The sequence below is a fragment of the Shewanella sp. 433 genome, assembly GCF_059338565.1.
The window spans coordinates 1,636,515-1,660,515 of record NZ_CM181703.1; the positions used below are offsets into that span (position 1 = coordinate 1,636,515).

At 46.8% G+C, this 24,001-nt stretch carries 24 protein-coding genes; 14 read left to right on the forward strand and 10 right to left on the reverse strand.

What is annotated here, in order from left to right; genetic code table 11:
- The first annotated feature begins 37 nt into the window (after positions 1–37).
- Entirely contained in the window at positions 38–1,267 is a 1,230-nt protein-coding gene (gene gltS / locus AC5YB1_RS07350; protein ID WP_494521295.1) for a sodium/glutamate symporter, read from the forward strand.
- A 49-nt stretch (positions 1,268–1,316) separates the two neighbouring features.
- Here gltS and AC5YB1_RS07355 read toward each other — a convergent pair whose 3' ends face one another.
- The 3 genes from AC5YB1_RS07355 to AC5YB1_RS07365 form a co-directional block, all read right to left on the reverse strand.
- Positions 1,317–1,838, reverse strand: coding sequence for an NUDIX hydrolase (locus AC5YB1_RS07355; protein ID WP_494521296.1), 522 nt, complete (start codon positions 1,836–1,838; stop codon positions 1,317–1,319).
- An 85-nt stretch (positions 1,839–1,923) separates the two neighbouring features.
- Positions 1,924–2,580: a Rossmann-fold NAD(P)-binding domain-containing protein gene (locus AC5YB1_RS07360; protein WP_494521297.1), complete on the reverse strand. Its 657-nt coding sequence runs from the start codon at positions 2,578–2,580 to the stop codon at positions 1,924–1,926.
- 43 nt (positions 2,581–2,623) lie between these two features.
- Positions 2,624–2,875 (reverse strand): hypothetical protein, encoded by a 252-nt coding sequence (locus AC5YB1_RS07365; RefSeq protein ID WP_494521298.1) that lies wholly within the window; start codon positions 2,873–2,875, stop codon positions 2,624–2,626.
- A 415-nt stretch (positions 2,876–3,290) separates the two neighbouring features.
- Between AC5YB1_RS07365 and AC5YB1_RS07370 the strand changes: the two genes are divergently transcribed.
- Both AC5YB1_RS07370 and AC5YB1_RS07375 read left to right on the forward strand, forming a co-directional pair.
- Complete coding sequence (locus AC5YB1_RS07370; protein ID WP_494521299.1) at positions 3,291–4,034, forward strand: substrate-binding periplasmic protein; 744 nt, start codon at positions 3,291–3,293, stop codon at positions 4,032–4,034.
- A gap of 71 nt (positions 4,035–4,105) precedes the next feature.
- Positions 4,106–4,348, forward strand: a complete 243-nt coding sequence (locus tag AC5YB1_RS07375) for a DUF2496 domain-containing protein (RefSeq protein ID WP_494521300.1) — start codon at positions 4,106–4,108, stop codon at positions 4,346–4,348.
- Positions 4,349–4,467: 119 nt separating this feature from the next.
- Here AC5YB1_RS07375 and AC5YB1_RS07380 read toward each other — a convergent pair whose 3' ends face one another.
- Positions 4,468–4,878 (reverse strand): hypothetical protein, encoded by a 411-nt coding sequence (locus AC5YB1_RS07380; protein ID WP_494521301.1) that lies wholly within the window; start codon positions 4,876–4,878, stop codon positions 4,468–4,470.
- A 9-nt stretch (positions 4,879–4,887) separates the two neighbouring features.
- Entirely contained in the window at positions 4,888–6,480 is a 1,593-nt protein-coding gene (locus AC5YB1_RS07385) for a S41 family peptidase (protein ID WP_494521302.1), read from the reverse strand.
- A 254-nt stretch (positions 6,481–6,734) separates the two neighbouring features.
- Between AC5YB1_RS07385 and AC5YB1_RS07390 the strand changes: the two genes are divergently transcribed.
- Positions 6,735–7,466 carry a DUF599 domain-containing protein gene (locus AC5YB1_RS07390; RefSeq protein WP_494521603.1) on the forward strand — a complete coding sequence of 244 codons (732 nt, stop codon included), beginning with the start codon at positions 6,735–6,737 and terminating at the stop codon, positions 7,464–7,466.
- Positions 7,467–7,558: 92 nt separating this feature from the next.
- On the opposite strand, the gene AC5YB1_RS07395 is transcribed toward AC5YB1_RS07390, so the two are convergent.
- Positions 7,559–8,851 (reverse strand): O-acetylhomoserine aminocarboxypropyltransferase/cysteine synthase family protein, encoded by a 1,293-nt coding sequence (locus AC5YB1_RS07395; RefSeq protein WP_494521303.1) that lies wholly within the window; start codon positions 8,849–8,851, stop codon positions 7,559–7,561.
- Positions 8,852–9,248: 397 nt separating this feature from the next.
- On the opposite strand from AC5YB1_RS07395, the gene AC5YB1_RS07400 reads away from it, so the two are divergent.
- The 6 genes from AC5YB1_RS07400 to nqrF all read left to right on the forward strand — a co-directional run bounded on the left by AC5YB1_RS07400 (position 9,249) and on the right by nqrF (position 15,221).
- The gene (locus tag AC5YB1_RS07400) at positions 9,249–10,610 is read left to right on the forward strand and encodes a Na(+)-translocating NADH-quinone reductase subunit A (protein ID WP_494521304.1); all 1,362 of its coding nucleotides are present in this window, start codon (positions 9,249–9,251) and stop codon (positions 10,608–10,610) included.
- The gene (locus AC5YB1_RS07405; protein ID WP_494521305.1) at positions 10,610–11,824 is read left to right on the forward strand and encodes an NADH:ubiquinone reductase (Na(+)-transporting) subunit B; all 1,215 of its coding nucleotides are present in this window, start codon (positions 10,610–10,612) and stop codon (positions 11,822–11,824) included. The genes AC5YB1_RS07400 and AC5YB1_RS07405 overlap by 1 nt, the downstream gene beginning before the upstream one ends.
- A 114-nt stretch (positions 11,825–11,938) precedes the next feature.
- Positions 11,939–12,709: a Na(+)-translocating NADH-quinone reductase subunit C gene (locus AC5YB1_RS07410; protein WP_494521306.1), complete on the forward strand. Its 771-nt coding sequence runs from the start codon at positions 11,939–11,941 to the stop codon at positions 12,707–12,709.
- Between the two features lies 1 nt (position 12,710).
- Positions 12,711–13,334: an NADH:ubiquinone reductase (Na(+)-transporting) subunit D gene (locus AC5YB1_RS07415; protein WP_494521307.1), complete on the forward strand. Its 624-nt coding sequence runs from the start codon at positions 12,711–12,713 to the stop codon at positions 13,332–13,334.
- A gap of 9 nt (positions 13,335–13,343) precedes the next feature.
- Positions 13,344–13,952: an NADH:ubiquinone reductase (Na(+)-transporting) subunit E gene (nqrE, locus tag AC5YB1_RS07420; protein ID WP_494521308.1), complete on the forward strand. Its 609-nt coding sequence runs from the start codon at positions 13,344–13,346 to the stop codon at positions 13,950–13,952.
- Positions 13,953–14,003: 51 nt separating this feature from the next.
- Positions 14,004–15,221, forward strand: a complete 1,218-nt coding sequence (gene nqrF, locus AC5YB1_RS07425) for an NADH:ubiquinone reductase (Na(+)-transporting) subunit F (RefSeq protein ID WP_494521309.1) — start codon at positions 14,004–14,006, stop codon at positions 15,219–15,221.
- 215 nt (positions 15,222–15,436) lie between these two features.
- On the opposite strand, the gene AC5YB1_RS07430 is transcribed toward nqrF, so the two are convergent.
- The 3 genes from AC5YB1_RS07430 to AC5YB1_RS07440 all read right to left on the reverse strand — a co-directional run bounded on the left by AC5YB1_RS07430 (position 15,437) and on the right by AC5YB1_RS07440 (position 17,853).
- On the reverse strand, positions 15,437–15,802 hold the full coding sequence (locus AC5YB1_RS07430; RefSeq protein ID WP_494521310.1) for a group I truncated hemoglobin: 366 nt from the start codon (positions 15,800–15,802) through the stop codon (positions 15,437–15,439).
- Between the two features lie 242 nt (positions 15,803–16,044).
- Positions 16,045–17,373 carry an IS4 family transposase gene (locus AC5YB1_RS07435; RefSeq protein ID WP_494519369.1) on the reverse strand — a complete coding sequence of 443 codons (1,329 nt, stop codon included), beginning with the start codon at positions 17,371–17,373 and terminating at the stop codon, positions 16,045–16,047.
- 129 nt (positions 17,374–17,502) lie between these two features.
- Complete coding sequence (locus AC5YB1_RS07440) at positions 17,503–17,853, reverse strand: putative quinol monooxygenase (RefSeq protein WP_494521311.1); 351 nt, start codon at positions 17,851–17,853, stop codon at positions 17,503–17,505.
- Between the two features lie 153 nt (positions 17,854–18,006).
- Here AC5YB1_RS07440 and AC5YB1_RS07445 point away from each other — a divergent pair, with 153 nt between their 5' ends.
- The 3 genes from AC5YB1_RS07445 (at position 18,007) to AC5YB1_RS07455 (ending at position 20,172) form a co-directional block, all read left to right on the forward strand.
- Complete coding sequence (locus AC5YB1_RS07445; RefSeq protein WP_494521312.1) at positions 18,007–18,597, forward strand: Crp/Fnr family transcriptional regulator; 591 nt, start codon at positions 18,007–18,009, stop codon at positions 18,595–18,597.
- A 261-nt stretch (positions 18,598–18,858) separates the two neighbouring features.
- Positions 18,859–19,362 carry a YgjV family protein gene (locus tag AC5YB1_RS07450; protein ID WP_494521313.1) on the forward strand — a complete coding sequence of 168 codons (504 nt, stop codon included), beginning with the start codon at positions 18,859–18,861 and terminating at the stop codon, positions 19,360–19,362.
- Between the two features lie 69 nt (positions 19,363–19,431).
- A complete protein-coding gene (locus AC5YB1_RS07455) occupies positions 19,432–20,172 on the forward strand; it encodes a pseudouridine synthase (RefSeq protein WP_494521604.1) in 741 nt (246 codons plus the stop codon).
- A gap of 57 nt (positions 20,173–20,229) precedes the next feature.
- Here the strand turns inward: AC5YB1_RS07455 and AC5YB1_RS07460 are convergent, their stop codons facing one another.
- A complete protein-coding gene (locus tag AC5YB1_RS07460) occupies positions 20,230–21,618 on the reverse strand; it encodes a DUF3300 domain-containing protein (protein WP_494521314.1) in 1,389 nt (462 codons plus the stop codon).
- A 744-nt stretch (positions 21,619–22,362) separates the two neighbouring features.
- Here AC5YB1_RS07460 and AC5YB1_RS07465 point away from each other — a divergent pair.
- Entirely contained in the window at positions 22,363–23,919 is a 1,557-nt protein-coding gene (locus AC5YB1_RS07465) for a methyl-accepting chemotaxis protein (protein ID WP_494521315.1), read from the forward strand.
- Positions 23,920–24,001 lie beyond the last annotated feature (82 nt).

Below are 24,001 nucleotides of genomic sequence, written 5' to 3' on the forward strand. Positions count from 1 at the left end.
GTTATCCTTTTGTAAACACGATGCGCTAGGACTCAATATGGACCCCCAACTTGTTGAAATAAAGGATTTCGTCTCTTTTACCTTAGCGATTATTGCGCTATTTATCGGTAAAAATATCATTTCACGTTATGAGCTGCTGCGTAAATACAGTATTCCAGAGCCTGTGGTGGGGGGCTTTGCCTGTGCGGCGATTGTGGGCATTCTCTATTATGGCTTCGATCTGCAGATTGAGTTTAACCTCGATGTTCGTGACATCTTACTGTTGTACTTCTTTGCGGGTATTGGTCTTAAGGCTGATATCGCTACTCTGTTGAAAGGTGGTAAGCCGTTACTGATTTTACTGCTGCTCTCCTCCAGCTTTATCTTTATTCAAAACGTGATGGGCGTCAGTGTCGCGACCCTATTTGGTCTCGATCCTAAAGCGGGATTAATGTCTGGGTCTATTGCCCTCATCGGTGGCGTGGGGACCACCATGGCGTGGACGCCCACTTTTGTTGAAGAGTTAGGTATTGCCAATGCGGCTGAGCTCGGGATAGCGTCTAATACGCTCGGTTTAATCTCTGCTTGTATGATTGGGGGGCCGATCGCGGCTTATTTAATGAAACGTCACCACCTTAAAGCCAGTGGCGATGATGAGCTTGATATTGGTACTAGCCATCAAGAGAATAGCCAGCACATGCAGGTCGACTATTTTGGGGTATTACGAGCGTGGTTATGGCTCAATGTCACCCTCATCATGGGTTATTTTATCGATGTTGGGTTAACGGGGTTTGGGCTTAAATTACCGTTATTTGTGAGCTGTTTACTGGCGGGGATTATCCTTGGTAATAGTGGTCGATTTTATCTTGAGCGCAAGGGGCGAGCGCAAAGTGCTTATATCCTTGAGGCTGGCCGGGGCTTAACCTTGATCCAAGATATCTGTTTGGGGATGTTTTTAACCATGGCATTGATGAGCCTAAAAATATGGGAACTTGAAGGCAGTTTACTGTATATCTCGACGGTGATGGGCTTACAGGTGCTGTTATCTGTGATGTTCACCATCTTCGTGGTGTTTCGGGCTATGGGCAAAGATTATGAATCTGCGGTGATATGCTCAGGTTTTGGCGGTGTGACATTAGGCTCAACCGCTACCGCGATTGTCAATATGACCGCGGTGACACAGCAATATGGCGCCGCTCACCGCGCCTTTATTATCGTGCCACTGGTGTGTGGGTTCTTTATTGATATTATCAATGCGATGATCATCAATATGTTTGTAAATTTTTAAGGCTTTACTGACGGATTTAAGAGGGAGAATCATCTCCCTCTTGCTGACATTATAACAGTTGTTGGGTGATCAATTTTAGCAGGTAAGTTTCGCGTTCAATCGACATCCCTTTTTTATTGCTATGGGCCATAGTGTGCTCGTTATGGGCGATTGCATCATGGATGTTAATCCACACCGGATACATGCCATTTTGGATCTCATGGGCTTCAAGCTTAGTGTCTCCTAGGGTTTCACCAATGGAACACACAAAGCAAAATGACTCCATATGAACAAAGTCAAAACCATCTTTATACCAAGGACGGTATTCTTCATAGCGGCCAAATTCAGACACAATTTCAATGGTGTGCGCGCCAGTTTCCTCTTCGAGTTCACGAATCAAGCCTTGGCGGATATCTTCGCCTTCATCCACTCCGCCGCCGGGAATACTGTAATCGTGATAACGCTCGGTATATAGCATCAAAATTTGTTCGCCGCGTAAAATGATGCCGCGCGCAGCCTGGCGATGAAAACCTTTCGCGTTCGTTTGTTGGTTGTTAAGAGCAGCATGGGTGGATGATTTTAATAAGCGCATAGGACGTTAGGCGAAGGTCAATTATAAAAAAGGCGCCGATTATAGCGTTAATGGGGGAGCGATGACATCTTTATACCGATGAGGGTTAATAGCCCATGCTCAGCATTTGTTGGTTATCTAATGTCGCTATCGCTGTTGGCTCAATGTGGTTAAGTGTAGTGAGCATCGCCTTGGCGACGACATCTGCTTTTATGGGGCGATATTGAGCTAGCTTACCCAGCATTAATGGGGCGATAAGTGGCATGATATGCTGGCCAATATCTTCAAGTATCCGACTGTGATCGCGCTGGCCTAACAGCAGACTCGGTTGTACCAACAGTAGGGCTTTACTTTGCTCTACTGCCCAAGTGGTGAGTTTAAGTTCGGTTTTTCCTTTGACTCTGTTGTAAAACACGCGGCTGTTGGCATCGGCTCCCAGTGCCGTGATGACAGCCGTTTTGTTAGCATTACAGCACAGGGTGAATTGAATTACCGCGTCGTGGTCAACCGCGGCAAAAGCTGCTTTACTGCCCGCTTGTTTTATTGTGGTGCCAAGACAGCAAAACCCATGGTCAATAGGGAAGGGGGGCGTGAGTTGCGCAAGCATATCAAGCTCAATTGACTGAAATATTAATTTTGGATGCTCCAAAGCAGGCGCGCGTCGGCCTAATACCCAGATTTTTTGATATCTTTGATCTGCAACAAGGCGCATTAATAGCGCGTTACCCACTAATCCAGTTGCGCCAATAATTGCAGCATTCATATTGCGGTCTCGGTAACGCTCCGGCTGTTGTTAGCGTGATGAGTTATGCGATTACATCCATCTCAAGTTCAATGTCGGTGCAGCCTTTTTTACAAAAAACGCCGTATTTACCACTGGCTTGCTTATCGGTTGGTACAACCAATTGCAGTGGCTGCTTACACTCTTCACACAGCACGGTATTGCCTTTGAACAGGCGTTTGATCAAATTTTTTTGTTCATTAAAGGATTTGGCGGTGGTTTTATTGATGGCTGAAAAATCCAGTTTCTGGGTCTTCGGGGCGCTATTCTCGCTCATATTTCTCATTCGTCGTCGGTCAATCGTTGCGCCAGTATATTCAGTCTTGCTATAACACTAAAGTCTTTCTGTTTAATCCGCTACCTGAGTGGTTAATTATTCACATTGATGACAGTTTACAGCGGCTATTTATCAGGTTTCTCTGATACCTCATCATCCTCAAATATAGTGGCTTAATAACATAGCCCTGCACAAAAATAGTCCTACACAAATACGCGTTAACACATCGCCGTTAGCAAAATCACTCGCAATCGACTTTTCATGGTGAGATTAACAGGCTTATGGGATAGAGTTAGCTCAACGACTGTTTTACGGCTGCTATGCTTTAACCATAAAGTGGATGCCGACTGTTAGTATAATGAGGTGCGTGGCGATGGGGTTTTTTAATATGCTCATCATATTCAGCATAACCATAATGATGACGTTGTCTGTTATGGCTAATCCCAGTAGCGTCGAACAACTTAAAAGCGCTATGGGTGGCGGCAATGCTGAGCAGCCCGATGAGATATTGTCGGTCGTCAGTATTCATTACCCACCCTTTACCATGAGATCGATTGATGGCGATAATGGCTTATCCTATACTCTGCTTCGTCAGGCGTTAACGGGCGCACATATAAAAGTTAAGACGTTAACCTATCCCCCTGCACGAGCCGAAAAGTTAATCGACAGCGAGCAGTGGTGTGCCAGTTTTTACCCGCCTACCTTAGCATCTAAGCGCGAGGTGTTAGTCGGACTATCAGATCAACTGGTTCATTTGGGCTTACTTAGAAAACGGCAAAATAACCGTTTTCGATGGCAGGATTTATCCGAATTAAGCGGCAAAAAAGTGGCTTATTTTCGTGGTTCATTAAAACCCTCAGGGATGGGGCAAGCGATGCTTGATGCTAACATGAGTATTTTTGATGTCGAAACCATCAAGCAAGGGGTGCAGTTATTGATTAAAGGCAGAGTCGACTACGCTTTTGCCGATAACATTTCGACCAAGGCGATATTCGAGCAGTTAGATATCGATGCGCAGGAATATCAATTTTCAGAAACCTTGTTGAAAGATGTGCAAATAGGAATTTGGCTTAATCTTGAATGCGCGACTGCACGAAAAGCCTATCAATATTTGTTATCTAAAGGCTATGTTGTCGTCACGCCAGATAATGGGCGGTAACGGTGGATGGCTTGTCCTGACGGTGGGGCTGTGTGAAAATATCGGCTCATTTTGGTTAACTCAATATCGCTATGTCATCTAAAGCCAACCTAACTCAAGAAAGTCAGCGCCAAGACGGTACTCCTCGAGCGAATCAAGCTGGGAGCGGCGAATCGCAAGCAAGCCCTTTAGCGGAGGCGAGCGATGAGATGAAACTGGCGGTGGATTTGATCTACTTGCTAGAGACGCATGCCATTGACCCACAAGTTGCGCTGGACGCACTCGCCATTGTCAGTGCCGATCTGCGGGCTAAAATTGCCGCCAGTGAGGAGTAAGGCGCTGGGGTCAATCAGCGACCCATAAAAAAGCCACTGTTTTAATCGAACAGTGGCTTTTTAGTGCAAGGCTTTGGCTTATCGCTGTGGGCTATTGCTGCTGGCAGGAACTCGCCATGCTATTTGGCTCGTTTGCATCGAGTATCAGTTAGAGGCGGGCTTTGCTTACCTTGCCCATCGGCCAGCAGACACTGGCCGTCTTTTATTAATAACTGCACAATGCGCGGCGATTCATAGTCACGCCCCATAATAAGCACGCCGTTGGCATCCTTATGCGCTAGGCGTGCTAGTGTCAGGTTGGGGTTTTGAGTAAAAGCCCCTGCAGCCAGAGTCACCTTTTGCATCTGCAGCAGGGTGGCAATAGTACGCTCTAACTCTAAGGTGCTGGCGGCACTAGGTTCAACGATAACTGCTGGCAAGGCTTCGGCCTGACTGTCATCGGCTTGTAGGCTACAGCCTGCAAGCAGCAAGTAAGTCATCAGCCACCAGCTATGGCGAGTAAGAGGGTGAGATTCAGCATCAGCTTGCATCTGTACTCCTTATAACCCAGTAGGCCAAATACGGTTATTACGTAGCTTACTTTGCATCCGCGTGTCTTCGAGGGTAAACCCTTTATCGATAAAGGGGGCCTGTACGGCGGCTCTGGCCATTGATGTGCTCACGGCTGGGCAGCGGTTATTGTCGCGATAAAAAAGTGCGGCGGATAACAAGCGCTCTTCAGTATTACCGAGCGGCTGGCTAAAGTCATCATTAAGGGCGCAACCTGGAAGATCGCTGGCTAATGTAGGGTTACTGCTGGGGACAAATCCGTCCGAGTAATCGCCGAAGCCTTTGTCGTTGATCCCTTTAAATTGCACGCTAAAGTAGGTGGTATCACAGTTCGGCGTTGGATAAAAACCATAAGGTTTACCGCAACTGGTGCCGCCGATTTGGATCACCTCAATATCGATGCCGCGCAGGCCATTCATTAAGGCTTCACTGGCTGAGCAGGTGTTATTGGTGGTAAGTACAAACACCCGTTGTAGATTGAGTGACGGCAGGGCTTGTCCGGCCCCAAGTGAGCTGGGATCAAAGCCGATGCTCTGGTCGATAAAGGGGATAGGGGTTAAGGCATCACCCGTCACCGGATCGCGAGTAGGGTATTTGTCGTTAAAAGTGAGTCGTTCAAAGGTGCGATTTTGGGTCGCTTGCTCACCGGCAATCATGTAACCCAATTGGCTTGCTAGGGCGAGTAAGCCACCGCCGTTATAGCGTAAGTCCAACACCAGATCTTGTACATCAGAATTCTTTAAGCCGTTGATGGCATCAACCAATTGACCCTCTGCAGTGGCGATATGGGCGTTAAATTGGATATAGCCGACATTGCCGCTAAATGTGGGGATGGCGCTGGCAATAGGCACTGGTGTCGACACCACGCTTTTGGCGGTTAAAGTGACATTGCGGGTCTCGGTGGCGCCTAAGTCGAGTACGCCAAAGTCTGTCTGTTTGCCTGACACACTAGGGAATAGACCGGCATTAAGAATGTTGATTGAGTCGCTGTCATTCGCATCTTTAATACTGACGCCATCCACACTGACAATCACCGCGCCGCGGCCGATACTGGCCAACGCCGCTGGAGAGTTGGGCTCACTAAAGGTGACGGTGACTTTTCTATCCACCCCGGCACTGGCCTGCTGTAAGTATAAATTAAAGCCGTAACCTAACGACGCTCCCGCCTGGTTTAATTGCTCCCACTCGTCGCTGGGCATGGCGAAATGGAACTGATCTTTGATGTTGCCAGATGCCGATAATTCATCGGTTTTAAGCAGGTCAAAGTACTCGAGCACCGTATAAGGTGCGGGATCTCTATCGATGATTTCGTCATACCATAAATAGGTGTCGTTACTCCATGAACGCAGCCACAGCTTTTCATTGAGTGCAGATCCCGTTTGGTCTGCAATGCATTGGTTTGCCAGTTGGGCATAAGGGGTGAACTCACCCTCAACCCAGGTCAAAGCGCCGTTATTGTTGCCCGTATCGCTAGTTCCACCAGTGAGATCAATAGTGTTACCACTGCCGCCTCCACCACATGCGGTCAAGAACAGTGCCGATAGTAATAAGCTTGGCAGTCGGTGTTTAATGGATAACGTCATAAATAATCCTTTATTGTCTATTAGTCGTTGTTACTAGGACGAAATTCTACAACTCATTAGGGCTTAAAACAATTCATTAACAAGTGTTTCATCTTTTGGTGAGGATTTCGTGCTAAATGGACAAAGGCTGTGCGAGTGGGCTTGTCGTTTGTTTGCAATATTAATAGCATATGATTTAATGAGTTGTCGCCACGGGTATGCTGTGGTGCTACCTGCACTCGGTGGATGATGTGCGTTAAGGACGATTAACTGTGATGACCTATTATCTGTTCGACATGATTGCCGCGCTCTGCTTTTTTAGTTGCTGGGCGGGCTATAGCCGATTTGCACGCATTAAGGCTAAATCAAGCAATTGTATCGCCAAATGCATGCATCAACATCGTATTCATTGGATGAACCAGTTAGTGGGCCGTGAAGTGCGGGTGGCAGAGGCAGCATTACTGGCCAATTTAGAGCGCAATATTACTTTTTTTGCCTCGACCACCATGCTAGTGCTCGCTGGCGTACTGACCCTATTTGCCCAAGTGGAGCGCTTAGAAGCGGTGATCGCATCGATACCCTTGACGGCGCCGCCCGAGCACTTACTGATCCAATTGAAACTGACGTTATTGGCATTTATTTTTGTGATGGCCTTTTTTCAGTTTACCTGGTCGATGCGCCAATATGGCTTTTTAAACGTGATGATTGGGGCAACGCCAGTGGATAAAAGTGGTACTAATAAGCCGTTGCAAGACTATGCGTTGCAGATGGCCAGAGTGCAAGATCGCGCCGCCCATGCCTATAACTACGGTTTGCGTTCCTACTATTTTGCCATGGCGGTGCTATGTGGCTTCTTTCACCCCTTGCTGTTTATTGTGGCCAGCCTTGTGGTGGTGTATACCCTCTACCGCCGAGAGTTTAAATCTAAGGCGGTGGTGGCGATTACTGCAGGCATGCAGATCCTTGATGCCGAGCAGCTTGCTCACGATAAATCACGTGCACAATGATGCGGCCCCGTAGCATGGTTGGCATACAAAAAAATGGCTAATGATTGAGTATCGTTAGCCATTTTTATTGCTATTACAGCAGATTATATTGTCTAGCGACTGGCCTTTTCTAATGCCTGTGCCACATCGGCAATAATGTCGTCAATATGCTCAATGCCCACCGAGATACGTACTAAGTCCTCAGATACCCCCGCCTTCGCCAGTTCGGTAGCGTCAAGCTGCCTGTGCGTGGTGGTGGCCGGATGACAGGCTAAGGACTTTGCATCGCCGATATTGACCAAACGTAAGATCATCTGCAACGCGTCGATAAAGCGCCCGCCTGCGGCCTTGGCTTCCTGTGGTGACGAGGCTTTAATGCCAAAACTAATAATGCCCGAGGCTTTGCCGCCAGTGATTTTATGGCAGTTATCACGATAGGGGCTCTGCTCCAATGCGCCGTAATTGACCCAAGCTATCTGCGGATGCTGGCTGAGATATTGCGCTAAAGTGAGTGCGTTACTGCAATGGCGTTCCATTCGCAGCGCCAAGGTTTCTAGCCCTTGCAGTAGCAAGAAGGCGCTTTGTGGAGCGAGCGCCGCGCCGGTATTTCTCAGTGGCACTACTCGGCAACGACCAATAAAGGCGGCAGGACCAAAAGCCTCGGTATAGACAACGCCATGATAAGAGGGATCGGGTTCGTTGAGCACGGCAAAGCGTTTGGGCTGCGCTGCCCAGTCAAATTGACCCGAGTCAATAATGGCGCCGCCAACCGTGGTGCCGTGGCCGCCAATGTATTTGGTGAGCGAATGCACCACAATATCGGCGCCAAATTCAAATGGGCGACACAGCACAGGTGTTGCTACGGTATTATCGACGATCAGTGGCACTCCATGGCGGTGGGCGATGTCGGCTAGGCGTTCGATGTCGACAATATTACCGGCCGGATTACCAATCGACTCGCAAAATAAAGCCTTGGTATTGTCATCGATGAGTGCGGCTAAGCCGTCAAAATCATCAAACGCCGCCATGCGAACTTCAACCCCTTGCCGCGGCAGTGTGTGGGCAAACAGATTATAGGTGCCGCCATAGAGCTGGCTGGTGCTAACAATGTTGTCGCCGACCTGAGTTAAGGCTTGGATCGCATAGGTGATGGCGGCCATCCCCGAAGCCACAGCAAGGGCACCAATGCCCCCTTCGATTGCCGCCAAGCGTTGCTCTAACACATTAGTGGTGGGATTCATGATGCGGGTGTAGATGTTGCCAGCCACTTTTAAGTCAAACAGGTCGGCACCATGCTGAGTGTCATCAAAGGTGTAGGAGGTAGTTTGGTAGATGGGAACCGCCGCCGCTTTGGTGGTCGCTTCTGACTCATATCCATGGTGTAGTGCTAATGATTCGAGTTTCATCTTGTGGGTTCCTATTCCTTTGAGTGAATGAAGAACATAGCACTTGGCCATCTGGATGTCTAAATGTTTTTTTGGACATATTGTCTGGGGTCATCAGCAAGCTGACTTTCAACATGGCGATGTCGCGTAATGACTCGTTTGTGGGACTTATTGGCGAGTTTACTTACCTGCCTTACGAGATTTTTAAGCACTAAAAGCGCTTTTTATTGTTATAAAACTACATTGTTAGGTCAGAGTGTCGAAGAGGCCACATTATTTACCGATCTAGATCACGTTATGCGCTAAAGCTGCGTTGCTTAGTTACCAAACGGTGCCGGAGTGTGACTTTACTATCGGTATTTTAGTTAACAATCATTTACTATTGAGTATCCCAAAATTTTAATGGTTGATGTTTGCGATGGCAGGTTTCTCAGACAAGATTAAGACAATCAAGAAGGGCTTAGATGTGCCCATCGCCGGTGAGCCAAGGCAAGAGATTGAAACAGCAGCGTTTCCTACTAAGGTGGCCCTGCTGGGTGAAGAATATGTGGGGTTAAAACCCACGTTACTGGTTGAGGTTGGCGATAGCGTCAAGCAAGGTCAGCCCCTGTTTGAAGATAAGACAACCCCTGGTGTGCTATTCACCGCGCCCGCCAGCGGCGTGGTGGTCGAAATTAATCGTGGTGAACGTCGTCGCCTGCAATCTGTGGTGATTGCGGTTGAAGGTGATGACAAGCTTAGGTTTGAATCTTTCAACGACTTGAGCCAAGTAAGCCGCGAAACGGTGCAGCAAAACCTCGTTAATAGTGGTTTGTGGACAGCGCTCAGAACGCGTCCTTTTTCTCGTATCCCTCAGCTTGATAGCCAACCAACGGCCATTTTTGTTAATGCCATGGATACCAATCCGTTGGCGGCCGATCCGCGCATTATTATTGCCGAGCAGCCACAAGCGTTTGCCGCAGGTTTAACTGTGCTCGGCTATCTAACTGATGGCCCGATACACCTATGCCATGATGTAGGTGAAGCAATGCCTGGCGCTGACTTACCTAAAGTAACCAGTCATCGCTTTGCCGGAGTGCATCCAGCAGGCCTAGTGGGCACTCACATTCACTTTATTCAACCCGCTAGCATTGAAAGGCCGGTATGGCACCTGGGTTACCAAGATGTGATTGCTTACGGCAAACTGTTTTTGACCGGCGAGTTATACACCAGCCGAGTGGTGGCCCTTGGTGGCCCAATGGTGGCAAATCCGCGTTTACTGCGCACTCAGTTGGGCGCTCAGCTAAGCCAGTTAGTGCAAGGTGAAATGAAGCCCGGTAATAACCGTATCGTTTCAGGCTCTATTCTTGCAGGTCATACTGCCGATGGTCCTCACGATTATCTCGGTCGCTTCCACCAACAAATTGCTATTTTGGCCGAAGCAGAAGGCCAACAGCTGCTGCCATGGGTACGCGGTGGCTCAAACAAGTTCTCTATTACTCGCGCCGTGACGTCACGCTTTAAAGGTGCTAAGCGGCTGTTTAATTTAACCACTCAGGCGGGTGGTTCACACCGTGCGATAATGGCATTTGGTCAACTTGATCGCGTTATGCCACTGGATATTTTGCCCACACTATTAATGCGCGACCTTGTGGTGCGTGACACAGACGAAGCGCAACTCTTAGGGGCGTTAGAACTCGATGAAGAAGATTTGGCATTGTGTACATTTGTCTGCCCGGGCAAATATGATTTTGGCCAAGAACTGCGCATCTGCCTAGATATTATTGAGAGGGAAGGGTAATGAGTAAGCCAAATAACACGCCTGACAAACAAACTGACTACTATGCCCATGGCGAGTCAATGCGCAGCTATTTTCGCTCCTTGCTCTATGCCAGTGGTCGCAGTACCAAAGGCAAAGTGCATGTGCGTGATGCCATTGATGTTAAGCGGACTATGACGATAGTTGGGCTCTGTTTGCTGCCGGCCATCTTAATCGGTGTCTATAACTTGGGTCTGCAGGCTCAGCTGGCACTGGCGTCAGGGTTGACTACGCCAGATGTATGGCAGCTATTGGCCTTTAATGGCGTTACCGGTGGGCTCACTGAGCAGTCTGGGCTGTTAAGCCGTTTTGCTTATGGCTTAAGCTTCTATGTGCCTATCTATTTGACCGCCTTGTCGGTTAGCCTCTTTTGGGAGGTGGTATTCGCTAAGGTGCGTCGTCAAGAACTGCACGAAGGTTTCTTCGTTACCGCATTGCTATTTACCTTAATTATTCCGGTGTCGACCCCGCTATGGATAGTGGCTTTGGGCATTACCTTTGGGGTGATCATAGCGAAAGAGATGTTTGGCGGCATGGGGTATAACTTCCTTAACCCTGCGCTGGCGGGTTATGCCTTTATCTACTTTGCCTACCCCACTGAGGTGGCGCAGTTGTCGCAGTTTGTGGCGGTTGATGGATTTGCCGGAGCGACGACCTTAACGCAAGTGGCTGCGGGCAAGCTGAGCTTTGCCGATCAGAGCTGGTATCAAGCCTTTAGTGATCCATTATGGTGGGATGCCCTGTTTGGCTTTACGGTGGGCACCATTGCCGAAACCAGCACCTTGGCAATTTTATTTGGCGGTTTAATGCTGATCTTAACCCGCTTGGCCGATTGGCGCATTGTGGTGGGTGTCATGCTCGGTATGGTGTTGACGGCGGTGATGTTTAATCTGATTGGCTCGGATAAAAACGAGATGTTTGCTATGCCGTGGACCTGGCACCTAGTGACTGGCGGTTTTGCGCTGGGGATGATGTTTATGGCGACCGATCCAGTGACCACAGCTTACACCCGTCAGGGCAAGTTTTTTTATGGTTTGATGATTGGCTTTATGACAGTGCTGATTCGAGTGCTTAACCTCAAAATGCCAGAAGGCATTATGCTGGCTATCCTGTTTGCCAATCTGTGGGCCCCCTTATTCGACTATGTCGTTGCCCGTAGCAATATGAAGCGGAGGCTAAAACGTAATGCCGCATAAATCACAGCAGATGTTACAAGTGCAGACGGCCAATTTATGGTCATCGATCATCGCATCGTTTTTATTTCGACTGTCCAGCCGCGACTCGCGCGTCGATATGGGAGATAAATCCTAATGGCATTTAAGAAAGACACCGTCGTGGGGACCATGATCTTCACTATCATTCTCTGCCTCTCTTGTTCATTTATGATCACTGGTACCGCCGAGATCCTTAAAGAGCGTAAATTGGCCAAAAAACGTGACGAGTTAAAGCGTTATGTGCTGATGGCGGCCGATGTAAATATCGCTGGTGAGCAAGATTTTCGACAAATTTTTGCTAAGTCTGTCACCCCATTATTGGTTGAACTCGATACAGGTGAGATTGATACCAGCAGCGATGTGCTCGACTTTGATGAGCGGATGGCGGCGATTAACCCCGAGACCTCGAGTAAGCCTAAAAAAGACACCGCTAAGATCAAAAGCCGCGCCGACAAAGCGCGGGTATTTAAAGTGTTGAATGATAATGGTGAGCTGCGCGCCGTGGTACTGCCTATTTACGGTAAAGGGCTGTGGTCGATGATTTATGGCTATGTGGCGGTTAAACCCGATTTCAATACCATCGAAAATGTGGTGTTTTACGAACATGGTGAAACCCCAGGTATTGGTGATTTCCTCAATGATACTGCCTGGACCGATACCTTTAAGGGTAAGCAACTGTTTAATGAACAAGGCAAGGTCTCGTTCAAAGTGGTGAAAGGTGGTGCTAAGCCGGGTGACCTACATGGCGTCGATGCCATTAGTGGCGCCACTATGACCGGGCGCGGCGTGCAGCGTGCTATTGAGTTCTGGTTTGGCAATGAAGGTTTTGAGACCTTCCTAAACAAGCTAAAAGCATCGGAGGTTTAACATGAGTAAGAGCATGACAGCGACTCGGGATCTATTAACCAGTCCTATTTTTGCTAACAACCCCGTTGCGATGCAGGTGCTTGGGGTCTGTTCGGCGCTGGCGGTGAGTAATTCAATGCAAACGGCATTGGTGATGACACTGGCGGTGACCTTCGTTTTGGTGTTTTCTAACCTGATTATCTCCACCATTCGCAACTTTATACCTAACAGTGTGCGGATCATTGCGCAGATGACGGTTATCGCCTCCTTGGTGATTATCGTCGACATGATTTTGCAAGATATCGCCTATGAGCTGTCGCGTCAGTTGTCGGTATTTGTGGGGCTTATCATCACCAACTGCATCATTATGGGCCGTGCTGAAGCCTTTGCGATGAAGATGCCGCCGCATTTAGCCGTGGTCGATGCCATAGGTAACGCCATAGGTTATGGCGTTATCTTGTTAGGTGTTGCCTTTGTACGAGAGCTACTGGGCAGTGGCACCCTGTTTGGTCATGAAATATTTACCACTATTGAAAACGGTGGCTGGTATCTGGCCAACGAGATGTTCAAGTTACCACCAAGCGCCTTCTTCTTGATTGGCTTGATGATTTGGGCCATCAATGTTGTTCAGCGTAAGCGAGGGTAAGGAACGGATATGGAACACTATATTAATCTTTTTGTTCAAGCGGCCTTTATCGACAATATGGCGCTGTCATTTTTCATGGGCATGTGTACCTTCCTTGCGGTGTCGAAAAAAGTTTCGACCTCTTTTGGCTTAGGTATCGCGGTGATCGTGGTGATGATGTTAGCCGTGCCGTTAAATCAGCTGATTTATGTCAATGTGTTAGCCCCAGGAGCGCTGGCGTGGGCCGGTTACCCTGAGCTGGATCTGAGCTACTTACAGCTGATCACCTTCATTGGCGTGATCGCTGCTTTAGTGCAGATTTTAGAGATGTTTTTAGACAAGTACATTCCGAGCCTTTATCAAAGTTTAGGGATTTTCTTGCCATTGCTAACGGTCAACTGCGCCATTTTTGCTGGGGTCATTTTTATGGCCAACCGCGACTATACCTTTACTGAATCGGTGGTGTTTGCTGCTGGCTCAGGTTTTGGTTGGGCGGTGGCGATTGTGATGCTGGCGGGTCTGCGTGAGCGGATGAAGTTTCATGCCATACCCGCGGGGCTTCAGGGCGTGGGTATCACCTTTATTACCACCGGTCTGATGGCGTTAGGCTTTATGTCGTTCTCGGGGATTTCGTTTTAAGTGGTGGCTTGTCCCATTTAAATCAGATGCATTATACAAAAGGGTTTTGAGATGGAAATGGCAATAGGCATAGGCATGTTCACCATAGTGGTGTGTGTGCTGGTTATGGTGATACTGCTCGCCAAAAGCAAATTGGTCATCAATGGCGATGTAAAAATCAATATTAACGATGACGAGGAAAAAAGCATTGTGACCGCCGCTGGCGATAAACTGCTGGGGGCGCTTGCGAGTAAAAATATCTTTATCCCATCGGCCTGTGGCGGTGGTGGCACTTGTGGTCAATGCCGAGTTACCGTTAAATCGGGTGGCGGGGATATTTTACCGACCGAGCGCGATCATATTAATAAGAAAGAGGCCAAAGCCGGGTGTCGTCTTGCTTGCCAAGTGGCGGTTAAAACCGACATGGAGCTAGAGATCGAAGAGGAGATCTTCGGGGTGAAGAAGTGGCAATGTGAGGTGATCTCCAATAACAATCAGGCCACTTTTATCAAAGAGTTACTGCTTAAATTACCTGAAGGCGAGGACGTTAAGTTTAAGGCGGGTGGTTATATTCAGATTGAAGCACCCGCGCATCAAGTTAAATACAGTGATTTTGATATTCCAGCGCAGTACCGTGATGACTGGGAGAAATATGGTTTATTTGACCTAGTCTCGACCGTAGATGAAGAGGTATTGCGCGCCTATTCGATGGCCAACTATCCTGATGAGAAAGGCCTTATCATGCTTAACGTACGTATCGCGACGCCGCCAGCCCCCGGTTTACCACCAGGCAAAATGTCATCGTACATTTTTAACCTCAAAGCGGGTGATAAGGTGACTATTTCGGGCCCCTTTGGTGAGTTCTTCGTCAAAGATACCGACGCTGAGATGGTGTTTATTGGCGGTGGTGCAGGGATGGCGCCGATGCGGTCACACATTTTTAACCAGCTTAAAGGTGAAAAGACCAAACGTAAGATGACCTTCTGGTACGGCGCGCGTTCGCGGCGTGAAATCTTCTACAAAGAAGATTTTGATACCCTAGCAGCGGAAAATGACAATTTTGAATGGCATGTGGCACTGTCCGATCCGCTCCCTGAAGATAATTGGGACGGCTACACCGGCTTTATTCACAACGTACTTTACGAGAATTACCTTAAACACCATAAGGCGCCTGAAGATTGTGAGTTCTACATGTGTGGCCCGCCAATCATGAACTCGTCAGTGATCAACATGCTTGAAAACTTAGGGGTTGAGCAAGAAAACATCTTACTCGATGACTTTGGTGATTAGAGGTGATTAGACTCGTTTGACCCATTGATATAAAAAACGCCCAATAGGGCGTTTTTTAGTTTTAGCCTTAAATCCACTTGTGCGACGATGCTGTGCATCGGTTAGGTTTGATGTCGGCGTTGATTAAATTGCTGATTTTTTTCATGTAAGTTTAATTTGATGACTGGTTTCAGATATGGAGTAATCCGTCGTTCCTGTTGGTATCGCTCAGCGCATTATTGACCTAAGATCTCATTTCGCAGCGAATATGCAGCCATTAACAGTTCCTGCTGCTCTTGCTGGCCGACATTGTGTTTGGCCAGTACTACCAAGATATCATCGATCACCGCCATATATTCTCGCTCATTGATATTCATGCCTCTGTGAGTATCAACCATGCTTTTACCCGTGTATTCCTGCGGTCCGCCCGTAGCCATACACAGAAATTCGGTGACTTTCTTGATAACGTTATCACGATCAGAGTCTTGGTAACGACTCGCTATAATTGGATTTACAGCGTGAGTATCAAAGATGTCGGCTGCCACTTTGGCTATATTTGACTCGCCACCTAGGCGGGTATAAAGACTGGTTTCACTCATCATATTGCCTCTTATTTGACTCAAAGAAACGGTAGAGATTAAGGATCTTCAATCGTAAATCGTAGTCTTTAAGTGTAGTGCCTGAGGCGAATGTCATGGCGCTAATGAGCTGTCATTGTGATTAGTTTGGGCTGGTAGTTGTAAGGAGATACTTCATTACTCTCGATTATCGTTTTTAGCCTATGAGTTGGGCTAAAAAGATCATTTTAGCCCAAATCAAAAACGCAGCCACTGGCTAATGCCAGTCAGTTAAGCTGATTGGCATTTTTCTTTTTATGGGGATATTTGCTTGGTTTTGACTTTATAGCCCTTGGGTACACCCTATCTTCTCGTTTCGTTGGTAGCTCGAAGTTACCTAGCATTTCTATCAGTTGCTCGTAATGATTGGGTAAATTTCCTGGGCTCATCAGTGGTAATCTTGCTAGGTAACTTAGTATCGTACTCGCGCAGTTACTGAAGCTGAGGCGATTGGCCCATATTCCTTTTCTTGACGCGGCCTCAGTCATTGCTTGACGCATCAGGTTGTAGCCAAGTAGTAAGCCCCAAAGTTCCTGTTCTACCATCTCTGATTTTTTACTTCTTAGCGTATACTCGCTGTTTAGTAGGGTCTGTTTCATCTCTCGGTAGCCAAGCTCTATTTCCCATCGATGATTATATAACTCAACGATGTCAGCACTTGGAAAGCGTAATGGGTCGACCATTGAGGTTAATACCTGATGCGTCTTACCTTTTATTGATTTTGTCACCAGCCTCGCTTCTATATGCGTCGGTAGCGCTGGGTTTTGTTGTCTGGCTTGGGCGGTTATTGCCAATTTCACCTGTTTATCTAACCGGCCATTTGAGTGTAAAACCTCGTACTGAAGCCCCTTTCTCGCAGGGATTAACCAGTGCCGCTCTTCACCACCTAGTTGCCATTGATGTAGCAAGTTTAAGGAGTAAAAACCTTTATCGAACATCGTGAGACTATGGTCTGGAGTTGACTGTATGAGCGCTTCTGCTAGCTTCATTTCACTCGTTTTATAACCATCAAACGCGCTATTTATCAGTTGATGGCTAGTGAGCTCCATATGACACACCATACGAACCTGAGGAAATGAGGTGTCACCATGTTGATTTGATGGTGAGCCAAAAGCATTACGATTATCAGCGGTGTCCTGAGTGCGCCAGACTACACCATCAACGGCTAATAAATTCAGTCCACACCACGTCTCAAATTGAGTGTTGCTATAGTAATGTTTTGCCATCATTTGAAAGGCATTTTTCATACTCTGCACACCTAACCTCTGGCGCCCTTGAACAAGAGCACTGGGGGCAATGAGCTTCTTTTTACCTGGTAGCATCAACTCCATATGAGTCGCAAGCTCCCATACAGACTGTTGTCGGTAAAAACTCATACCAATGACAGACCACATAACTGCATCAAGGGGTAAGCGACGTTTTCTTACTGTGGCGACCCCAGCAGTTTCAAAGGCTTGCTGGATGATGTTTTCATCCAATAAGTGATTAAGATTGGTAAAGGCTGTGGCTTCTTGGTGGTATTCAAAAGCGGTGCAGAAAGCTTGTTCTAAAGACATAAAAAAATCCAATATCATTTCTGATATTGGATTTTGAAGCCTTTTAAAGATCGGTCAACTGATCGTTTATATGCTTAACTGATCGGCATTAAGCCACTGGCTGCATTTTAGTGTGTAATTGGATTGCTATTACACAAATACTGGCGCATCGTAATCGTAACCTTCGTCGCTGTATGCGGTCACGATGGCATCGTCAACTAAACCGTCTGCGGCGGCCACTTGGGTATCAAAAAAGTGCTGTATCTGTTTGCGGCGTCCGTGGGCGGCCCAACTAGCGGCATCCATCCAAATTTCATTAAACATAATTGGATAATCGGTGCGAGTGGCACTAGGGTGGTCGATTTGACGGGTCAAGATGTACTGAATACAGCCTTGTTCACGCAGCGCATCGGGCTCTAACGCTTTCAGCACGTCAAACAGTTGTGCCTCTTTACCTATCTTTGGGCGAAATTGAGCAATAACAAAAATACGTGATGACATAAGTGTGGCCTTTTCCTTGGTAAAAGCTAGAGTGTAAATCAAGAGTGTAAACCAAGATTGGTCAGTGCTCTAGGATTGATATATTGGCCATAAACATAAGCAGTGATAGAGTTTACGCTTTAACACTGCGACTCCCTCGAGGACTAAGGAATAATGTCAGAGTGTCAATTAGCGGATTTTACGCTCTATTTAAAACAGCTAGGGCTAGACGACAGTTTAATGACGACTGCTACTGGGCAGGCGACATTGCTACAACTGGGTGCTGACGAGGTACTGTTACATCAAGGAAGTCGGCAAAAATTTGCCTATTTTATTAGCGCGGGGCTACTCAAAGCCTGCCATTACAATGACAATGGCGCGCCCTTGGTCAAAGAGTTTTATTTTGAGCAGGAGTTGTGTTTCTTATATAGCAGTTGGTTAACAGGTGAGGTTGCGCAGTATCAGATTGAGGTGATGCAAGAAGCCCATGTTGTCAGGCTGCCATTAGTGCTGCTTGATGATCGCAGTTGGCATAAGGTCAAAATCAACTTATTGAGTCAACAACTGATCTATAAAGAGCAGAAAGAAGCCTTTTTATTACTGCATACACCTGAGCAGCGCTATCTCCACCTGCTTAAACATAGGCCTATGTGGGTTGATAGACTCAATAATCAGCAACTGGCTTATTATATCGGTATTAGCCCTGTGAGTTTGTCTCGACTAAAAGCTCGGCTTGCTAATGACCTCTATGTCGCCGCTCGCTAACTCGCATGTCTGGCGCCGTTATGGTGTTTGTCCTGTAACAGGAAGTGGCTGGCGATTGGCCATCAGGGGCGGCGATGCTCCGTAAAATCACATTCCATTCAATCAATTCCATCTCAATCAGTTATTTACCGTTAAAAATGGCAATAACCTAGCGCAATTAACTTAAGTTAATGCTGAGGATGGGTGTGAGCATCATACTGTTGCCACTTCTCTTATCATTGTCTCAACTGAAATCAGAACAATGTTTTCAACAGGTGGTTTATGTCAGTATTTATGGTGTCGCAATGGCTTATTGGTATTGCAATTATCTTTGATCTTGCCTCATTTCAATTTAAACCAAAGCACCATATTGTTGCGTGTCTAGCGGTGTCGGGTGTACTCATTAGCAGCCACTTTGCTCTACTGCAACAGTGGACTGCAGCAGGCTTAATGCTAGTGGCAGCGATACGCTATGTTGTCACTATCTTTAGCCACTCAAAGTTATTGATGTCGCTATTTTTGGCCATTAGCAGCCTTATTACCTTAGTCACCTTTGCTGGCCCACTTAGCCTGATTAGTTTTGCTGGCAGTGCCACGCAAACTGTCGCGGCATTTAGCCAAAGCGATCAACGTTTACGGCAACTAATGATAATCGGTACTAGCCTCTGGTTGCTTAACAATATTCTAGTCGGTTCACCCACGGCAGTATTGATGGAGGTACTGTTTATTGGTAGCAACTTGGTTGGCTATTATCGCTTTTATGGCACGCGGATAGCACTAGATTAATGCTTGGATATCTGATCAACAATACTCATAATGCAAAGCTTAATGACCCAAGGCAGAGTGGCAGGATTAATGCGATTAGACAAATTTGTGTGCAAGAGTACAAGGCTTGATCGCCAACAAGCAGTATTGGCTATCGTTGCAGGTGATGTCACGGTCAATGGCAATACGATTGTTGATGCCAACATACAGGTGCATGAGAGTAATTGTATTGAGCTGGAGGGCATGCGACTCGTATTGAGACCTTTTCGCTATCTGCTGCTCAATAAGCCGATGGACACACTTTGTTCTAATGTTGATGGCGATTATCCCTCCATTTTTAATTTAATCGATGTCCCCAATCCTCATGAGCTGCATATTGCTGGCAGGCTCGATGCCGACACCACAGGATTGGTGCTGATCACCGATGATGGCCGCTGGTCGTTTAATGTTTTTAATCCTAAGTATCAGTGCCAAAAAGTGTATCGGGTCACCTTAAGGGATAGTATTGAAGGTGAACGTAGTGGCGAACTTGATAGACAGTTAATGATTCGGTTTAAGCAGGGGTTAGCGTTACCCGGTGAGACTAAGCCCACCTTGCCCGCCAAACTCCAGTATGTCAGTGCGCGTGAGGTGCTGCTGACGATTAGCGAAGGGCGTTATCATCAGGTCAAACGTATGTTTGCCGCTGTGGGCAATCGCGTCAACGGCCTTCACCGAGAGCGTGTGGGTGAGATCCAATGTGATGTTGCTTGCGGTGAGTGGCGATATTTAAGTGATACCGAGGTTGAGGGATTTGGTTTTTCGCCATTAAGCGAGTTAGATAAACAGTAGGCTCAAGTGGCTGACTTGAGCCTATCTAGCCTCATAAAATCACGGCTTGTTCATTGGCTAATGCTCTCGCTGCTTAGTTCTGTCTTGGGAACTGTGCTGCGAGCGTTCGCGACTAGCTCGATGATTGACTTGAGCGCGATGCTGAGTGTTTGGTTGAACGCTTCTCTCACGTTGAGTACTGTAATCTCGTTGAGGACTTCTATTCCGTTGCAGGCTCTTCTCTCTTTGATGTGTCCTATCTTTGCCTAAAGCGGGCTGAGTTTTTGATGACTCGACTTTATGGGCCGAGTTTGTCGTCTGCTTAATGCGTTTCTCTTGATGGATTGCTGTGTCGTTTATCTTTCGTTGGCCACGATTATCCCGTTTATAGCTACTATTAAACTCAGATTTTTGGCTTGCTTTAATATTCCGATATGCTCTCGTATTACTGATTGCCAGTTTATGACCAAAATCCTGTTCACGGCGCTGCTTTACTTGAGCTGTGCTGTAGTGTTTTGGTTTTGCACTGTTACCATGGCGCTCGACACTTCTTCGTTGCTTTGTGTGCAGTGTGCTGGGTCTATGGCTGTTATAGCGCTGTTTCACACTGGTCGAACGATAAGCTACACCTCGGCGATGGGCAGGTTTATGGTTCCAGCGCTGCGCGCCACTGCTGGTCACAATGCGACTGTGTGAGCGATAACGATTAGCGTGATGATGGTGAGTAACCACAATATGGCGCTTATGCCAGTGGAACGCGCTAAAGTAATAATTAAAGCTAATGTGAATACCACTATGCCAATAAAAGCGGCTCGAGTAGTGGCTAGGATAGTGCACTGGGTATCGTGGTGGGTAGACCCAATACACTGGCGGGTAGTTATACCAGCGCCAATGGCCGTACACCACGCGAGTGTCATACACTGGCACGTAAACAATCTCTTGCTGCACAGGCTCAATGATGATCTGCTGATTAATTTTAGTCACCTTCATATTGTCCATATCATCGAAGGTGTTGGCGTTATCGGCTTGCTGACGCAACGTTTGAATACTGGCGAGTACGCGCGCTTCATCTTGCAAGAAGGCATCGCCCAGTGTTTGTGTCCAATCTAAGTCGTCACTGAGCTTTTCAAGTACGCTAGGGAAGGCGAGTAGCGCTAAGATGCTAGGATCCCAACCCTTATCTTCGGCGCGTTTGACCGCTGCTTTAGCGTCGAGTGCTTGATGTTTATTGCGCCATCGGTTGGCTTGTACCACCTCTAAAGGGTAGGTCGAGGCGATTAATATGTGCGTTAGTAAACTATCGGGGTAGAGCGCGATTGGGGCTAATATTTGCGCTAGCTGGGCCTCACTAAATTGTATCTCTTCGATACGTTCTGCTGGTTCATCTAGTGCTAATACGCTAGGTGCCAGTAGTAGTTGTGATAGGGCGATAAGCAAGACTAAAGCGCCATGTTTTATGCTGTTCATATCGTCTCCAACTCTTCACTGTCTTTTGATTGACTTCGATAGTAGACGAGTGAAGATGAACATAAGCTGAAAGTCTTTTGCGGTGGATATGACAGTGTAGTGATGAGTAGTAAAGGGGATACGTTTTTTTAAGTCATCATGTTAGCCGTATTAATAGCCAATAATTTGCTTATGGGCATTTTTTATCTTTAATAAAGCCATTGCTACTGACAGCAGTATTTAAGTCCACATACGCCAATTATTGGCCTATTAAAGGTTATCACTTCATTTATGCAGGTTTTGTGTCGTTTTATTGCTGTATCCATGAAAAATGCTCTGTACATCTTGCGTATCACCTGTTGTTTAGTTGTTACTTGAGTGGTGCTGTTGCTTGAAAAGTAGAGTGTGATGTTATTGCGATATAGATAACAACTCGCACGAACAGTGTGATCTGAATGTCATGGCAAAATTAATTAATTTATTTATCCGTTAGCTGACGTTACAGATGGATTTGTTTGTTGCTAAAAAGTGTTTTTTTGATGGCTTATTGAGCTCGCCCTGGTTGTTAAAAGCACTGCCTGCTCTTAAATTGAGCAGTTCGTTTGTTTTTATTCTTTGTTGTGCTTAGCTATCATCTTTTATTGCTTTTGGTTATATAGTGAAGCTGGTTGTTATCATATATCATGCCGCGCTATAACAATCAGGTCTAATATATCTTATTGCGTTATATACATTCTCAAATAAATGGAATAGTTGAGCTAGCCAATGAAAAATAATCGATGCACCACCAATAATGAACGTAAATTTAGCGCTAATAATAAATTAATCAGCGTTACTGATTTACAAGGAAATATTCAGGATTGCAATGACGATTTTGTTGAAATTAGTGGTTATGCTAGGGACGAGCTCATTGGGCAGCCACACAGTATAGTGCGTCATCCAGACATGCCCGCAGAGGCATTTAGGGTGATGTGGGCGCATTTAAAGCAAGGTAAGCCTTGGATGGGCTTAGTGAAAAATCGCTGTAAAAACGGCGATTTTTATTGGGTAGATGCTTATGTGACGCCAATAACCGATAAAGGCCAGGTGGTAGGGTATGAATCGGTAAGGTCTTGTCCCAAAAGAGACGATATTACCAGAGCCGAAAAGTTATATGCTCAAGTTAATCAAGGTAAAACCCCGTCGAAACTCACCTCTCTCTCGCCAGAAAATATCTTCTTAATCCTCACTGTTATTGCTACTTTTATTCTATTTTTATCTGCTGGTTGGTCATCCATTCAAATACCTTTACTGGCTATCGCATTTATTTATGCCGCTTGGGTAACATACAGCAAAAATGCCACGATTAATCACTTGAACGCTATGCTAAAAAATAGTTTTTCGCATCCGTTAGCAGCACAAACCTACTCAGATTCAAGTGGTGATGTGGGATTATTGCAGGTTGCTATTTTGAGCCAAATTGCTCATTTAGGCACTGTCATTGCTCGCATTGAAACGGCAGCCTTAAGAGTGGCTAGAGAATCCGACAGGGGATATCAACAAACGGTTAAAACCGCGCAAGAGATAGAGAAACAACAGGCTGAAACGTTCCAAGTGGCTACCGCGATGAATCAAATGGCCACCACCATCACCGAGGTCTCTCGCCACGTTTCCGATACGGCAAGCCATGCAGGGATCGCCAATGACTTGGCCGTGAATGGGAATAAGGTTGCTGAAATAACCCATCAATCTATTCAAAAGCTTAATGAAACGGTATCAGATATCAGCATCTCTGTGAGTCAGTTGTCCGATCAAACCGCGTTAATTGCCAAAGCGGCACAACATATCGAACAGATAGCCGATCAGACCAATTTGTTGGCCCTTAATGCCGCTATTGAGGCGGCGCGGGCCGGCGAGCAAGGGCGAGGCTTTGCGGTTGTCGCTGATGAAGTTAGAAACTTAGCCAAGCGCACGCAAGAGTCGACGCGTGATATTTACGGTATTGTGCATGAGTTAACGGCCAGCGCAGAAGTCGCAGTGAATACCGCTAAGCTTGGTACTGATGCGGCAGAAGAAGGGTTAGAGCGAGTACAAGAAAGCACTAGCATGCTTAACGGTATTTTCGATGCCGTGGGTGAGATAACCAATATGTCGACGCAAATGGCGGCAGCGGTAGAAGAGCAGGCCCATGTTGCTGAAGATATTAATCGTCAAGTGGTGAGCATCTCAGAATTAGCTTCGGCATGTGCGGATAGTTCTAGTGAAACCACTGAATCGATGACTTTGGTTAAATCGATATCTGATGAATTACATGAATTAGTGGTGCGGTTTAAGCCTCATTAATGGCCCTGTTAAAGCTGAAGTGAAGTCGAGCTCCACGCCGCTATGACTGGAGTTGAGTCATAGCGGCGTGGTGATGCTATCC

Bases quoted from the DNA above. Each gene is read 5' to 3' on its own strand.
- AC5YB1_RS07465 (WP_494521315.1), top strand. From the start codon at position 22,363: ATGAAAAATAATCGATGCACCACCAATAATGAACGTAAATTTAGCGCT.
- AC5YB1_RS07430 (WP_494521310.1), bottom strand. From the start codon at position 15,802: ATGATGAGTGAAACCAGTCTTTATACCCGCCTAGGTGGCGAGTCAAAT.
- gltS (WP_494521295.1), top strand. From the start codon at position 38: ATGGACCCCCAACTTGTTGAAATAAAGGATTTCGTCTCTTTTACCTTA.
- AC5YB1_RS07455 (WP_494521604.1), top strand. From the start codon at position 19,432: ATGCGATTAGACAAATTTGTGTGCAAGAGTACAAGGCTTGATCGCCAA.
- AC5YB1_RS07355 (WP_494521296.1), bottom strand. From the start codon at position 1,838: ATGCGCTTATTAAAATCATCCACCCATGCTGCTCTTAACAACCAACAA.
- AC5YB1_RS07410 (WP_494521306.1), top strand. From the start codon at position 11,939: ATGGCATTTAAGAAAGACACCGTCGTGGGGACCATGATCTTCACTATC.
- AC5YB1_RS07445 (WP_494521312.1), top strand. From the start codon at position 18,007: ATGTCAGAGTGTCAATTAGCGGATTTTACGCTCTATTTAAAACAGCTA.
- AC5YB1_RS07395 (WP_494521303.1), bottom strand. From the start codon at position 8,851: ATGAAACTCGAATCATTAGCACTACACCATGGATATGAGTCAGAAGCG.
- AC5YB1_RS07435 (WP_494519369.1), bottom strand. From the start codon at position 17,373: ATGTCTTTAGAACAAGCTTTCTGCACCGCTTTTGAATACCACCAAGAA.
- AC5YB1_RS07450 (WP_494521313.1), top strand. From the start codon at position 18,859: ATGTCAGTATTTATGGTGTCGCAATGGCTTATTGGTATTGCAATTATC.
- AC5YB1_RS07385 (WP_494521302.1), bottom strand. From the start codon at position 6,480: ATGACGTTATCCATTAAACACCGACTGCCAAGCTTATTACTATCGGCA.
- AC5YB1_RS07360 (WP_494521297.1), bottom strand. From the start codon at position 2,580: ATGAATGCTGCAATTATTGGCGCAACTGGATTAGTGGGTAACGCGCTA.
- AC5YB1_RS07400 (WP_494521304.1), top strand. From the start codon at position 9,249: ATGGCAGGTTTCTCAGACAAGATTAAGACAATCAAGAAGGGCTTAGAT.
- AC5YB1_RS07415 (WP_494521307.1), top strand. From the start codon at position 12,711: ATGAGTAAGAGCATGACAGCGACTCGGGATCTATTAACCAGTCCTATT.
- AC5YB1_RS07440 (WP_494521311.1), bottom strand. From the start codon at position 17,853: ATGTCATCACGTATTTTTGTTATTGCTCAATTTCGCCCAAAGATAGGT.
- AC5YB1_RS07375 (WP_494521300.1), top strand. From the start codon at position 4,106: ATGTCATCTAAAGCCAACCTAACTCAAGAAAGTCAGCGCCAAGACGGT.
- AC5YB1_RS07380 (WP_494521301.1), bottom strand. From the start codon at position 4,878: ATGCAAGCTGATGCTGAATCTCACCCTCTTACTCGCCATAGCTGGTGG.
- AC5YB1_RS07390 (WP_494521603.1), top strand. From the start codon at position 6,735: ATGACCTATTATCTGTTCGACATGATTGCCGCGCTCTGCTTTTTTAGT.
- AC5YB1_RS07365 (WP_494521298.1), bottom strand. From the start codon at position 2,875: ATGAGCGAGAATAGCGCCCCGAAGACCCAGAAACTGGATTTTTCAGCC.
- AC5YB1_RS07405 (WP_494521305.1), top strand. From the start codon at position 10,610: ATGAGTAAGCCAAATAACACGCCTGACAAACAAACTGACTACTATGCC.
- AC5YB1_RS07460 (WP_494521314.1), bottom strand. From the start codon at position 21,618: ATGAACAGCATAAAACATGGCGCTTTAGTCTTGCTTATCGCCCTATCA.
- AC5YB1_RS07370 (WP_494521299.1), top strand. From the start codon at position 3,291: ATGATGACGTTGTCTGTTATGGCTAATCCCAGTAGCGTCGAACAACTT.
- nqrE (WP_494521308.1), top strand. From the start codon at position 13,344: ATGGAACACTATATTAATCTTTTTGTTCAAGCGGCCTTTATCGACAAT.
- nqrF (WP_494521309.1), top strand. From the start codon at position 14,004: ATGGAAATGGCAATAGGCATAGGCATGTTCACCATAGTGGTGTGTGTG.